Here is a 12311-nt window from a genome sequence, read left to right as displayed (position 1 = left end):
GAGGCCCAGCTGCCGGGCGGCGTCGGCCCCTGGCCGGGCGGACGCGACGCCTGGCCGAGCGAGCCGCACTACGACCCCGAGCTGCTCGAGCACGGCGACCGGCGCAACGTCGTCGACCGGTACCGCTACTGGCGGCTCGAGGCGATCGTGGCCGACCTCGACGAGCGGCGGCACGGCTTCCACGTCGCGATCGAGAACTGGCAGCACGACCTGAACATCGGCTCGATCGTGCGCACCGCCAACGCCTTCGTCGCCGACACCGTGCACATCATCGGCCGCCGCCGCTGGAACAAGCGCGGCGCGATGGTCACCGACCGCTATCAGCACCTCGAGCACCACGAGGACGTCGCGGGCTTCGCGGCGTGGGCGCACGAGGCATCCCTGCCGATCATCGCCGTCGACAACGTGCCCGGCGCCGTGCCGATCGAAGCCTTCGACTGGCCCGAGCGCTGCGTGCTGCTCTTCGGGCAGGAGGGGCCCGGCCTGTCGCCGGAGGCGCAGGCGATCGCCGACGCGGTCGTCGAGATCACCCAGTACGGCTCGACCCGCTCGCTGAACGCGGCCGCCGCCGCGGCGATCACGATGCACTCCTGGGTGCTCGCCCACGCGACCCCCGCCCCCCACCCCTGACCCCCGCCCCGCCCCACCCACCCCACCCCCCCGGCAAGACGTCAGTACTCGTGGGTCGCGGCGCCCGCGCACCCGCAGATAGTGCCGTCTTGCCGGGCGGGGGATGGGTGGGGGCGCGCGGCGGGATGGCGCGAGGCGGCCCGGCCCGGCCGCGCCCGCGTGCCAGACTGACGCCGTGACCGTCATCGACAACGCCGTGTACGTCGACGGGCGCCGCGTGGCGACGCCCGTGAGCCTCGACGACACCTTCGAGGCGCTGCAGGCCGCGCCCGGCGGCTTCGCGTGGATCGGCCTCTACCGGCCCGACGCGGCCGAGCTCGAGGTCGTCGCCAAGGAGTTCGGGCTGCACGAGCTCGCCGTCGAGGACGCGCTGACCGGCCATCAGCGGGCGAAGCTCGACCGCTACGGCGACACGCGCTTCGTCGTGCTGCGCCCCGCCCGCTACCTCGACGCCGAGGAGCGGGTGGAGTTCGGCGAGGTGCACCTGTTCGTCGGGCAGGACTTCGTCGTCGGCGTGCGGCACGCGGAGTCCCCGGACCTCGGCCGCGTGCGTGCCCGGCTCGAGTCCGACGGGCTGCTCGCCCGCGGCCCGATGGGCGTGCTCTACGCCGTGCTCGACCAGGTCGTCGACGAGTACGCGCCCGTGGTCGCCGGTCTCGAGAACGACATCGACGAGATCGAGGACGAGCTGTTCTCCGGCGAGGCGGCCGTCGCGAAGCGCATCTACGACCTCTCGGGCGAGGTGATGGAGTTCCAGCGCGCGACGAAGCCGCTCGTCGGGGTCATCGAGACACTCCGTGCCGAGCTCGACGCGGGAAGCTCCGGCGACGACGACTCCGGCCTCGAGCTGCGCCGCTCGTTCCGCGACGTGCTCGACCATGTCATCCGCATCACGGAGAAGGCGGACGAGTTCCGGCAGACCCTGCAGAACGCGCTCAGCGTGCACGCGACCCTCGTCGCGCAGCGGCAGAACGAGGTCATGCAGTCGCTCACCGAGACGAGCCTCGCGCAGAGCGAGCAGACGAAGAAGATCTCCAGCTGGGCGGCGATCTTCTTCGCGCCGTCGCTCGTCGCGGGCATCTACGGCATGAACTTCCACAACATGCCCGAGCTCAGCTGGGAGGCGGGCTACCCCTTCGCGATCGTGCTCATGATCGCCTCGGCCTCGGTGCTCTACCTGATCTTCAAGTCGCGCCGCTGGCTCTAGCCGATGAGGCTCGGCTGCAGGTCGCGCAGGGTGCGGAAGTGCGTCATCCGGGTCACGCCGATCGCGGCGAGCACGAGGCCGCCGGCGAGCCAGATCGCGAGCACCCCGGCGTCCGCCCAGGCGCGCGACAGATCACCGCCGTACATGAACTGGCGCATCATGTCGACGACGTAGCCCATCGGCAGCACGTGGTGCAGCGCCGCGAGCGGCGCGGGCAGCGTCTGCCAGGGGAACGTGCCGCCCGCGGTCACGAGCTGCAGCACCATGAGCACGAGGCCGAGGAACTGCCCGACCGAGCCGAGCCACACGTTCAGCGCGAGGATGATCGCCGCGTACGTCGCCGAGGCGAACACCATGGTGCCGACGACGCCGAGCGGATGGTGCATCTGGAAGCCGAGCGTCACCGCGAGCACGACGTAGAGCGCGACCATCTGCACCGCGCCGAGGAGCCCCGGGGTCAGCCAGCCGGCCAGCGTGATCCGGAGGGGGGAGTGCAGCGCCGTCACCGCGCGCCGAGAGATCGGCTTCACGATGAGGAACAGCGCGTAGATGCCGATCCAGCCGGCGAGGGCCGCGAAGAACGGCGCGAGCCCGGCGCCGTAGTTGCCCGCCTGCGTCACCTGGCTCGTCTCGAGCGTGATCGGGTCGGCGATCGTCGCCGCCTGCGCGTCGCGCGTGGCCTGGGAGGAGTCGGGGATCTCGGCGACGCCGGCCTGCAGTCCGTCGCGCAGGGTGCCGGCCGCGGTCTCGAGCTCGCCGAGCCCGGACTGCAGCGTGCCGAGGCCGTCGCGCAGCTGGGCTGCGCCGCCCGCTGCCTGCGCTGCGCCGTCGGCGGCGGTGCGAGCGCCCGCGGCGAGCTCCGCCGAGCCGTTCGCCACCTGGCGGCTGCCGTCGGCGAGCCGGTCCACCTCGCCCACGACCTGCTGCACCCGCTCGTTGCCGTCGACGATCGCGGTGCCGACGACGTCGAGCCGGGCGAGCACGGCGTCGATCGTGGCCTGGTCGAGCCCCTGGGCGCGCAGCAGCGCCTCGATCTCGGCGCGCGCCTGGGGCACGTCGGCAGCGGCCTGCGCGACGACGGAGCCGACCCGGTCGGCGGATGCCGCGAGCTCGGCGTTGCCGTCGGCGACCTGCCCGGCGCCGTCGGCGAGGGTCGCCGAGCCGTCCGCGAGCTGCGCGGTGCCGTCGCGCAGCTGCGCCGTGCCGTCGGCGAGTCGGCCGGCCCCGGCGCCGAGCTGCCCGGCGCCGTCGAGCGCGGTGCCGGCGCCGTCGGTGAGCTTCGCCGCGCCGTCGGCGGCCTCGCCGAGCTTGCCGCGGATCGTCGAGATCGAGTCGAGCAGCGTGGACGCCGCTTCCTGGCCCACCTTCTCGGCGATCGTCGTGCGGATCTTCTCGACCGCCTGCTTGCCGATCGTGCCCGCGAGGTAGCTGTTGGCGTCGTTCGTGGCGAGGACGATCTCGGCCTGCCGCGGGGCATCCGTCTGCACCGAGGCGAGCGCCTCGGAGAAGTCGCGCGGGAACGTGATGGCGAAGTCGTAGCGCGACTCGTCGAGCCCCTGCTCGGCCTCCTCGGCCGACACCCGGTGCCAGTCGAAGGCGCCGTCGGCGACGACCTCCGAGGCGATCTCGTCGCCGACGTTGCGGGCCGGGGCGTCGTCGCTCGCCGGCGTGCCCTCGTCCTCGACGACGAGGGCGACGGGGACCTCGGCGAACTTCGCGTAGGGGTCCTGGTTGGCCCAGAGGTAGAGGCCGCCGTAGAGCACCGGCACGGCGATGAGCGCGAGGAGCGCGAGCACCGACATCTTTGTGGAGGTGAGCCGGCGGAATTCCGCGGCGATCATCTGCGGGATCTTCACGCGAAGCCTCCTTCGGCGAGCGGCAGCTCGTCGTCCGGTTCGTCGGGCCCGTGCATCCTGGCGATCATCGCGGCGGCGCCGATCGCCGCGGCCGAGGCGTCGCCGGCGATCACGAGCAGCGCGAAGCCGCGGTCGGCGAGGCCCTTCGCGAGCTCCCACCACTCCATCGGATCGCCGCCGTGCCGGTCGGGCGAGACGATCACGAGGCCCTCGACGCCCTCGCGGAGCAGCGCGAGCTCGGTGAGCAGCCGCAGCCTCGCGTGCGGCGCGACGTTCGCGATCGGCACGCGCGCGAGGTGGTCGAGGCCGAGCTGGCTGAGCCAGCGGCCGACCGAGACCGGGTTCGAGGGGATACCGGCGAACATGAGCTCCTCGGCGGCGACGCCGCCGAGGGCGATGTCGGGGGCGGGGTCGCTGACCTCCGGCGCGTCGACGAGGGCGATGCGGCGGCGGATGGCCGAGGCGTCCGCCTTGCCGTCGATGACGACTTCGCCGGAGTCGGGGCGCATGCGCCCGGACGCGATGAGCCCGAGCACGGTGGGGCGCTGCTCGGTCTCCGCTCTCGCGAGGGTCGCACGACCGGACTCGAATCCGACGGTGGTCGTGGGCAGCGCCTGCCCGTCCCGGCCCTTGGCGACTCCGCGGAGCTCGATCCTCACGCGCCCTCCTCCTCGTCTGCCTCGTGGGCAGACCCCCATTGTCCTCCCCTCGGGCGGGCTCCGCTGCGCGCCCCCGAACGGGGGTGAGGATTCCTCTTGTTGGCGGGGCGGCGCAGTGCTTTGCTGACCCTGACCGCATACCCGCATGACGCGGTCGTCCGAACCCGAGAATGGAGCCCATCATGGCCGAGCGCAGCATCCGGCGCGCCGTCGCCGTCCTCGCCGCCGTGCCCTTCGCCGCGGCAGCCCTGCTGGCGACCGCGTCGCCGGCGTTCGCCTCGAGTCCCGTGGACGGGGACCACAAGGTCCCCTACTGTCACGCGACGCACAGCGAGAAGAACCCCTACGTGTACATCGAGACCGACAAGCTCGCGGTCGTCAAGGCGCACGCCAAGCACCAGGACGAGGAAGACGTCTACCCGGGCTTCTGGTACGACGACCACGGCACCGCCGTCTGGATGGAGGGCCGGGGCGACCCGCTCTTCGCCCTGAGCGGCTGCACCCAGGTCCCGCGCTGACCAGCAGCGCGATCGGGGCGGCGCCCGACCCGCCGCCCCGACCGCCGGCGCCCGAACCGCCGCGCGAGACGACGCAGCCCGGCACCGTCCAGGTGCCGGGCTGCGTCGTGCGCGGGGCGCGTGGTTCCGCTCAGTCGGTGCCGAGGTCGAACGCCGCGGCCTCGATCGCGGCATCCGTCGCGGCGGAGGCGGCGTCGTCGGCCGGCGCGGCGATCTCGGCCGCGTCGCCCTCGGCCAGGTCGCCGACCAGGGCCGCGGTCGAGCCGCCCACGATGCCGAGGTGCGCGTACTGCTCGAGGCGGCTGCGCGAGTCGGCGATGTCGAGGTTGCGCATGGTCAGCTGGCCGATGCGGTCCTCGGGGCCGAAGGCGGCGTCGCCGACGCGCTCCATCGAGAGCTTCTCGGGCTGGTAGCTGAACGCCGGGCCCTCGGTGTTCAGGATCGTGTAGTCGTCGCCGCGGCGCAGGCGCACGGTGACCTCGCCCGTGACCGCCGAAGCGACCCAGCGCACGATCGACTCGCGCAGCATGAGCGACTGCGGGTCGAGCCAGCGGCCCTCGTACATCAGCCGGCCCAGGCGGCGGCCCTCGTTGTGGTAGTTCGCGATCGTGTCCTCGTTGTGGATCGCGTTCAGCAGGCGCTCGTACGTGAGGTGCAGCAGAGCCATGCCCGGCGCCTCGTAGATGCCGCGCGACTTCGCCTCGATGATGCGGTTCTCGATCTGGTCGCTCATGCCGAGGCCGTGGCGGCCGCCGATGCGGTTCGCCTCGAGCACGAGCTCGACCGCGTCGTCGAACTCGACGCCGTTGATCGCGACCGGGCGGCCCTGCTCGAAGCGCACGGTGACGTCCTCGGCGAGGATCTCGACCGACTCGTCCCAGAACTTCACGCCCATGATCGGCTCGACCGTGGTGATGCCGGCCGAGAGCTCCTCGAGCACCTTGGCCTCGTGCGTCGCACCCCAGATGTTCGCATCGGTCGAGTAGGCCTTCTCGGCGCTGGCACGGTACGGCAGCTCGCGCTCGAGCAGCCACTCGCTCATCTCCTGGCGGCCGCCGAGCTCGGTGACGAAGGCCGAGTCGAGCCACGGCTTGTAGATGCGCAGGCGCGGGTTGGCCATCAGGCCGTAGCGGTAGAACCGCTCGATGTCGTTGCCCTTGTAGGTGGAGCCGTCGCCCCAGATGTCGACGCCGTCCTCCATCATCGCGCGCACGAGCAGCGTGCCCGTGACCGCGCGGCCGAGCGGCGTCGTGTTGAAGTACGTCTTGCCGCCGGAGCGGATGTGGAACGCGCCGCACTGGAGCGCCACGAGGCCCTCCTCGACGAGCGCCGCCTTGCAGTCGACGAGGCGGCTGAGCTCGGCCCCGTACTCGAGCGCGCGGCCGGGCACGGCCTCGACGTCGGGCTCGTCGGGCTGGCCGAGATCGGCGGTGTAGGTGCAGGGCACCGCGCCCTTCTCGCGCATCCAGGCGACGGCGACGGAGGTGTCGAGCCCCCCGGAGAAGGCGATGCCGACGCGCTCGCCGGCGGGCAGGGAGGTGAGGACCTTCGACATGGCCTCCAGCCTAGTTGCGCGGGAGCGGTCGTGACGCCGCCGATCCGGCGCGCGGACGCCGGGCCGCCCTCCCGGGCCGCCTCCCGGGCCGCCGGGCGGGCGCGCGATATGGTGGAGTGTGACTCCTGACGAAGCATCGGCGGAGACCGAGATCATCCTGGCCGACGAGCCGGAGGTGCGCGAGGCCCTCGCCGCGAGCGACCGCAGCGCCGTGCAGGCCGTCGTCGCCGAACATCCCTCGTCGCCCCTCGCCTGGGCCGAGCTCGCCGACCTCGCCGACTCCGAGGGGCGGGCCATCGAGGCCTATGCCTTCGCCGCGGCCTCCGTCGAGTTCGCCCGAGCCCAGCTGGCTGCGGCCGGCTGGACCGAGGGCGACCCCGTGCGCTGGGCCGAGGAGCCCAACCGCGCCTACCTGCGCGCCCTCGACGCCCAGCGTCGCGCCGCGTTGTCCCTCGGACTCGCCGAGCGCGCCGAGGCGCTCGCCGCAGAGCTCGAGGCCGCCGATTCCGAGGCGCCCGCCCGCATCGCGAGCGAGTTCACGCCGACCCAGCTCATCACCGTGATCCCGGCGACCCCGCCGGCAGGAGAGGACTGATATGCCCGCGGTCGTACTCGTCGGAGCCCAGTGGGGCGATGAAGGCAAGGGAAAGGCCACCGACCTCCTCGGTTCCCGTCTCGACTACGTCGTGAAGTTCAACGGCGGCAACAACGCCGGGCACACCGTCGTCGTCGGCGACGAGAAGTACGCCCTGCACCTGCTGCCCTCGGGCATCCTGACGCCGGGCGTCACGCCCGTCATCGCGAACGGCGTGGTCGTCGACATCGAGGTGCTGTTCGAGGAGCTCGAGGGCCTCGCGAGCCGCGGGGTGGATGTCTCGAAGCTCCGCATCTCGGCGAACGCCCACGTCATCACCCAGTACCACCGCACGCTCGACAAGGTGACCGAGCGCTTCCTCGGCAAGCGCCAGATCGGCACCACCGGTCGCGGCATCGGCCCGAGCTACGCCGACAAGATCAACCGCGTCGGCATCCGCATGCAGGACCTCTTCGACGAGAACATCCTGCGGCAGAAGGTCGAGGGCGCCCTCGACCAGAAGAACCACCTGCTCGTGAAGGTCTACAACCGCCGCGCGATCGCCGTCGACGAGATCGTCGACGAGCTGCTCGGCTACGTCGACCGGCTGCGCCCCATGGTCACCGACACGGCGCTCGAGCTGCACCAGGCGCTCGGCCGCGGCGAGACCGTGCTCTTCGAGGGTGGCCAGGCCACCATGCTCGACGTGGACCACGGCACGTACCCCTTCGTCACGTCCTCGAACGCGACCTCGGGCGGGGCGGTCACCGGCTCCGGCATCGCGCCGAACCAGATCGACCGGGTCATCGCGGTCGTCAAGGCGTACACGACGCGCGTCGGCGCCGGCCCGTTCCCGACGGAGCTGTTCGACGAGTGGGGCGACTTCCTCACCGAGAACGGCCACGAGTTCGGCACGACGACCGGCCGCCGCCGCCGCACCGGCTGGTACGACGCCCCGATCGCCCGCTACGCGGCGCGCATCAATGGCGTGACCGACTTCGTGCTCACGAAGCTCGACGTGCTCACCGGCATCGAGCGCATCCCCGTCTGCGTCGCGTACGACGTCGACGGCGAGCGCGTCGACGAGGTGCCCGTCTCCCAGTCTGACTTCCACCACGCGAAGCCGATCTACGAGGAGTTCCCCGGCTGGACCGAGGACCTCTCCGGCGCGCGCGAGTTCGCCGACCTCCCCGCCAACGCGCAGGCCTACGTGCGCGAGCTCGAGGCGATGAGCGGTTCGCGGATCTCGGCGATTGGCGTCGGCCCCGAGCGCGACGCGATCGTGCAGCTGCACGATCTGATCGACTAGCGCGAACGCGGCGGCCGCAGGCGCGGCCCGATCGCGCGACGAAGGGCGGATGCCGAGGCATCCGCCCTTCGTCGTCGTCGGCGTTACTCGTTGCCGATGGCGCCGTCGACCGAGTCGCGCGCGCCGTCGATCTGCTCGTCGAACTTGCCGCCCGTGACCTTCTTCGCGAAGTCGGCGACCCCGTCGAGCACGGAGTCGCTGATGCCCTCGGCCTGCTCGCTCTTCAGCGCGTCGGTGATCTTGTCCTTGTTCTCGTTGATGAAGTCGCCGGCCTGCTTGGCCGCGTCGTCCAGTGCGCCCATGATGGGTCCTCTCGCTCGCTCGGAATGGCGGTTTCGCCGTCATCGTCGCACACGCCGAGCCGCACGGGAAGGGGGCATTCCGGCCCGCTCGACGCGCGGCGTCATCCGCGAAGAATGGCCGATCGAACGGGCATTTCCCGCGCGGCCGGGTGCCGAGCGCCCGCCGGGGTTCGTCCACCCGTGCCAGACTCGATCCGTGACCGCGACCCTTCCCGCCCGCGCCGAGCTCCGAGGCAGCCGCATCCGGCTCTCGCCGTGGCATCCTGACGACCTCGCCGGCCTCTTCGAGGCGCTCGCCCGTCCCGAGGTCTTCGCCGGCGGCTACGGCGGTGGTCCGGCCGGGCTCCCCGCCGACCGGGCCGCGTTCGACCGCTGGGCGACGGGGTACTACGGCGGCACGGCCGGCGTCGAGCAGCGGCCCTTCACGGTGCGTCTCCTCGGCGGGCCGGACGACGGCCGCATCGTCGGCGCCACGAAGCTCGCCGACTTCGACCTGCCGAACGAGTCGACGCACATCGGCTGGACGGGCTACGACCCGCGCGTCTGGGGCACCGCGGTGAACCCGGAGGCGAAGCTGCTGCTGCTCGGGCTCGCCTTCGCGAACGGCTTCGGCCGGGTGAAGATCCAGGCGGATGCCGCGAACGCCCGGTCCCGCGGCGCGATCGAGAAGCTCGGGGCGAAGCTCGACGGCGTCATGCGGCGCGACAAGCGGCGGGCCGACGGCAGCTGGCGCGACAGCGCGGTGTACTCGGTCATCGTCGACGAGTGGCCCGAGGTGCGCGCCGGGCTCGAGGCGCGGCTCGCGGCGTTCGGCGACGGGCCGGTGCGGCTCCGGCGCTGAGCGCCCGGCTCAGCCGAGCAGTTCGAGCGCGCCGTCGACGAGGGCCGCGGCGCCGCCGAGGTAGGCGATCGCGATGACCGCGATGCGGGCGGCGCGATGGCTGATCCGCGCGTGCAGCAGCTCGCCGAGCACGAGCCCGACGAGCAGCGCGGCGATCACCCAGGGCCAGGCACCGGGCTCCAGCTCGGGCAACTGCCAGCCCGTCGTGGCGAGCTTGCTCGCGAGCGCCGCGGAGCCGATCACGATGAAGTACGCCTGCGCGGTCGCCGCGAAGCCCGTCTGCGACCAGCGGCTCGCGACCGCGTAGACGCTGAGCGCGGGCCCGCCGACCCCGGCCGCGGAGTTCATGAACCCCGACGCGGCACCCGTGAGGATCGCCGGCGGCGCCCCGTGCACGACGTGCTCGGTGCGGGTCACGAGCAGCGTGACGGTGAGCGCCACGATCACGAGGGCACCGATGCCGAGCTGCAGCCACGGACCCGGGACGGCCGTCGCGGCGAGGGTGCCGAACAGGGTGCCGACGAGTGCCGGCACGACGAGCCAGGCGAAGCGCCGCCACTCCACCTGCTTCCACACCCGCGGCAGGATGAGCAGCGAGGACAGCACGGCGCAGACGTTCACGATGATGACGCCGTCGAAGGGGCCGAGCAGGATGACGAGGGCCGGCGAGGCGATGAGGGCGAAGCCCATGCCCGTGATGCGCTGTGCGAACGCGCCGACGAGGACGGAGATCGCGACGGGCAACAGCACCGATCCAGCCTAGCCGGGGCGGTCGACGCGGTCGGGCCGGGGCGGCCGGCTCGTCGCCGGCCGCCCGCATCCGCCCGCCGCTCAGCGCAGCCGTTCCGGCACGTGCAGGCGGGCGAGGAACGCGTCGGCGCTGCGAGGCATCCGCCGTCGGTCCGCGAGTGAGACGAGCACGATGACCGCGACCGCGAGCGGCACCGTCCACGCCGCGGGCTGCTCGACGAGCGGCCGCAGCCACCCCGGCGCGGCCGCCGTCGCACCCGCGGCGCCGGCGAGGATCGCCCCGCCCGACAGCAGCGCCCCCGTCACCATGCCGGCGATCGCGCCGCGCGCGGTCAGCCCGCGCCACCAGATGCCGAGCAGCAGCACGGGGCAGAGCGTCGACGCGGTGAACGCGAACACGAGGCCGACGCTGCCGGCGAGTCCGGCCGACTCCGTTACGAGCGCGACGGCGAGCGGCACGAGCGTCGAGAGCACCGCCGCGATGCGGAAGCCGCGCACGCTGCCGCCGAGCAGGTCCTGGCTGACGACGCCCGCGAGGGACACCACGAGCCCCGAGCTCGTCGAGAGGAAGGCGGCGAAGGCCCCGCCGATGACGAGCGCGGTGAGCAGCTCACCCCACGGGCCCGGCACGAGCAACCCCGGCAGGAGCAGCACGAGCGCGTCGGCCTGCCCCCGCTCGGCGAGCTCCGGGGCGAAGGCCCGGCCGAGCAGCCCGAACGCCGTCGGGAAGACGTAGAACGCCGAGAGCAGGGCGAGCACGATCACCGTCGTGCGGCGGGCGGCCGCGCCATCCGGGTTCGTGTAGAAGCGCACGAGCACGTGCGGCAGGCCGAGCGTGCCGAAGAGCAGCGCCACCATCAGCGACACCGTGCGGTAGGCGTCGAGCCCGTGCGGCCCGGCCTCGACCGGGAACGCCAGATCGGGGGCCAGCGCCGCACGCGCCTCGAGGCCCGGTACGCCGCCCGCGACGACGATGAGCAGCGCCACGACCGGCACCGCGAGCGCCGTGAGCTTCAGCCAAAACTGGAACGCCTGCACGAAGGTGATCGAGCGCATGCCCCCGGCGACCACGACGACCGCGACGATCACGGCGACCGCGAGCGAGCCGGCCCACGGCGGCAGCCCCGTCGTGATCCGCACGGTCAGCGCGGCGCCCTGCAGCTGCGGCACGATGTAGAACCAGCCGACGAGGATGACGAGGGTGCTCGTCACCCGGCGCACCCAGCGCGACTCGAGCCGGGCGGCGGTGAAGTCGGGGATCGTGTACGCGCCGCTGCGGCGGAGCGGCGCCGCGACGAAGAGCAGCAGCATGAGGTAGCCGGCCGTGTAGCCGATCGGGAACCAGAAGCCCGTCGAGCCGCTCAGCAGCACGAGCCCCGCGACGCCGAGGAACGAGGCCGCGGACAGGTACTCGCCGCCGATCGCGGAGGCGTTCCACCAGGGGCGTACCGTGCGGCTCGCGACGTAGAAGTCGCCCGTCGTGCGGGAGACCCGCAGTCCGTAGAAACCGATCAGCGCCGAGGCCAGCGAGACCACCGCGATCGCCGTGTAGCCGGTGACGGGGTTCACGCGTCGTCCTCGGCGAGTTGGCGGAACCGTGCCTCGTTGCGCGCGGCCGCCCGCGCGTAGAGCACACCCACGGTGATCGCGAGCGGGTACAGGCCGAAGGCGAGCAGCAGCCAGGAGACGGGGACGCCGGCGACGAACTGGGCGTCGAGCCCGGGGACCAGCACGATCGCGGCCACGAACAGGGCGGTCGCGAGACAGAAGCCGCCCGCGAACACGAGGCCGAGGCGCAGCTGCGAACGGATGAGGGAGCGCACGTAGACGCCGCGGATGTCGCTCGTCGGCGCCTCCGGCGCGCGGTCGAGCCGGAGGGCGGCGCGCGGCGCGGCGGGGCGGGGGGTGCCGGCGGCGGTGACGCGGACGCGGGCGGGTCGGTCCCCTGAGCTCGACTGGTTCCCTGAGCTTGTCGAAGGGTGCGGTTCCCCTTCGACGGGCTCAGGGGACCAGGTCGGTTCCCCTTCGACGGGCTCAGGGGACCAGGTCGGTTCCCCTTCGACGGGCTCAGGGGACCAGGTCGGTTCCCCTTCGACGGGCTCAGGGGACC

At 72.8% G+C, this 12311-nt stretch carries 13 protein-coding genes; 6 read left to right on the top strand and 7 right to left on the bottom strand.

Translation table 11 applies throughout. The features are described 5' to 3' along the window. The first annotated feature begins 9 nt into the window (after positions 1-9). Both ACFWE1_RS07340 and ACFWE1_RS07335 read left to right on the top strand, forming a co-directional pair. The gene (locus ACFWE1_RS07340; protein ID WP_376933080.1) at positions 10-630 is read left to right on the top strand and encodes a TrmH family RNA methyltransferase; all 621 of its coding nucleotides are present in this window, start codon (positions 10-12) and stop codon (positions 628-630) included. 175 nt (positions 631-805) lie between these two features. After that, entirely contained in the window at positions 806-1837 is a 1032-nt protein-coding gene (locus tag ACFWE1_RS07335; protein ID WP_376932807.1) for a magnesium and cobalt transport protein CorA, read from the top strand. Here ACFWE1_RS07335 and ACFWE1_RS07330 read toward each other — a convergent pair. Together ACFWE1_RS07330 and ACFWE1_RS07325 are read right to left on the bottom strand one after the other, a co-directional pair. After that, positions 1834-3693 carry a YhgE/Pip family protein gene (locus ACFWE1_RS07330; protein ID WP_376932806.1) on the bottom strand — a complete coding sequence of 620 codons (1860 nt, stop codon included), beginning with the start codon at positions 3691-3693 and terminating at the stop codon, positions 1834-1836. The two genes, ACFWE1_RS07335 and ACFWE1_RS07330, sit on opposite strands and share 4 nt — an antisense overlap. After that, a complete protein-coding gene (locus ACFWE1_RS07325; protein WP_376932805.1) occupies positions 3690-4352 on the bottom strand; it encodes a hypothetical protein in 663 nt (220 codons plus the stop codon). The genes ACFWE1_RS07330 and ACFWE1_RS07325 overlap by 4 nt, the downstream gene beginning before the upstream one ends. Before the next feature lie 182 nt (positions 4353-4534). On the opposite strand from ACFWE1_RS07325, the gene ACFWE1_RS07320 reads away from it, so the two are divergent. Then, entirely contained in the window at positions 4535-4870 is a 336-nt protein-coding gene (locus ACFWE1_RS07320) for a hypothetical protein (RefSeq protein ID WP_189084316.1), read from the top strand. Positions 4871-5000: 130 nt separating this feature from the next. Here the strand turns inward: ACFWE1_RS07320 and argG are convergent, their stop codons facing one another. After that, positions 5001-6425, bottom strand: coding sequence for an argininosuccinate synthase (argG, locus tag ACFWE1_RS07315; RefSeq protein WP_376932804.1), 1425 nt, complete (start codon positions 6423-6425; stop codon positions 5001-5003). A 118-nt stretch (positions 6426-6543) separates the two neighbouring features. Between argG and ACFWE1_RS07310 the strand changes: the two genes are divergently transcribed. Further along, on the top strand, positions 6544-7020 hold the full coding sequence (locus tag ACFWE1_RS07310; protein ID WP_376932803.1) for a DUF3151 family protein: 477 nt from the start codon (positions 6544-6546) through the stop codon (positions 7018-7020). A gap of 1 nt (position 7021) precedes the next feature. Beyond that, positions 7022-8308, top strand: a complete 1287-nt coding sequence (locus ACFWE1_RS07305) for an adenylosuccinate synthase (protein WP_376932802.1) — start codon at positions 7022-7024, stop codon at positions 8306-8308. An 83-nt stretch (positions 8309-8391) separates the two neighbouring features. Here ACFWE1_RS07305 and ACFWE1_RS07300 read toward each other — a convergent pair whose 3' ends face one another. Further along, complete coding sequence (locus ACFWE1_RS07300; protein ID WP_376932801.1) at positions 8392-8610, bottom strand: antitoxin; 219 nt, start codon at positions 8608-8610, stop codon at positions 8392-8394. Between the two features lie 196 nt (positions 8611-8806). On the opposite strand from ACFWE1_RS07300, the gene ACFWE1_RS07295 reads away from it, so the two are divergent. Then, positions 8807-9451 (top strand): GNAT family N-acetyltransferase, encoded by a 645-nt coding sequence (locus ACFWE1_RS07295; RefSeq protein WP_376932800.1) that lies wholly within the window; start codon positions 8807-8809, stop codon positions 9449-9451. A 9-nt stretch (positions 9452-9460) separates the two neighbouring features. Here the strand turns inward: ACFWE1_RS07295 and ACFWE1_RS07290 are convergent, their stop codons facing one another. The 3 genes from ACFWE1_RS07290 to ACFWE1_RS07280 form a co-directional block, all read right to left on the bottom strand. Beyond that, positions 9461-10201, bottom strand: a complete 741-nt coding sequence (locus tag ACFWE1_RS07290; RefSeq protein ID WP_376932799.1) for a sulfite exporter TauE/SafE family protein — start codon at positions 10199-10201, stop codon at positions 9461-9463. A gap of 81 nt (positions 10202-10282) precedes the next feature. Beyond that, a complete protein-coding gene (locus tag ACFWE1_RS07285) occupies positions 10283-11770 on the bottom strand; it encodes a cation acetate symporter (RefSeq protein ID WP_376932798.1) in 1488 nt (495 codons plus the stop codon). Further along, the gene (locus ACFWE1_RS07280) at positions 11767-12024 is read right to left on the bottom strand and encodes a hypothetical protein (RefSeq protein ID WP_376932797.1); all 258 of its coding nucleotides are present in this window, start codon (positions 12022-12024) and stop codon (positions 11767-11769) included. Before ACFWE1_RS07280 ends, ACFWE1_RS07285 begins: the two co-directional genes overlap by 4 nt. Between the last annotated feature and the right edge of the window lie 287 nt (positions 12025-12311).

Origin of the sequence: Agromyces sp. NPDC060279, assembly GCF_042726785.1 — a bacterium.
Classification (GTDB): domain Bacteria; phylum Actinomycetota; class Actinomycetes; order Actinomycetales; family Microbacteriaceae; genus Agromyces.
This window is presented reverse-complemented; position numbering and strand designations above follow the sequence as displayed.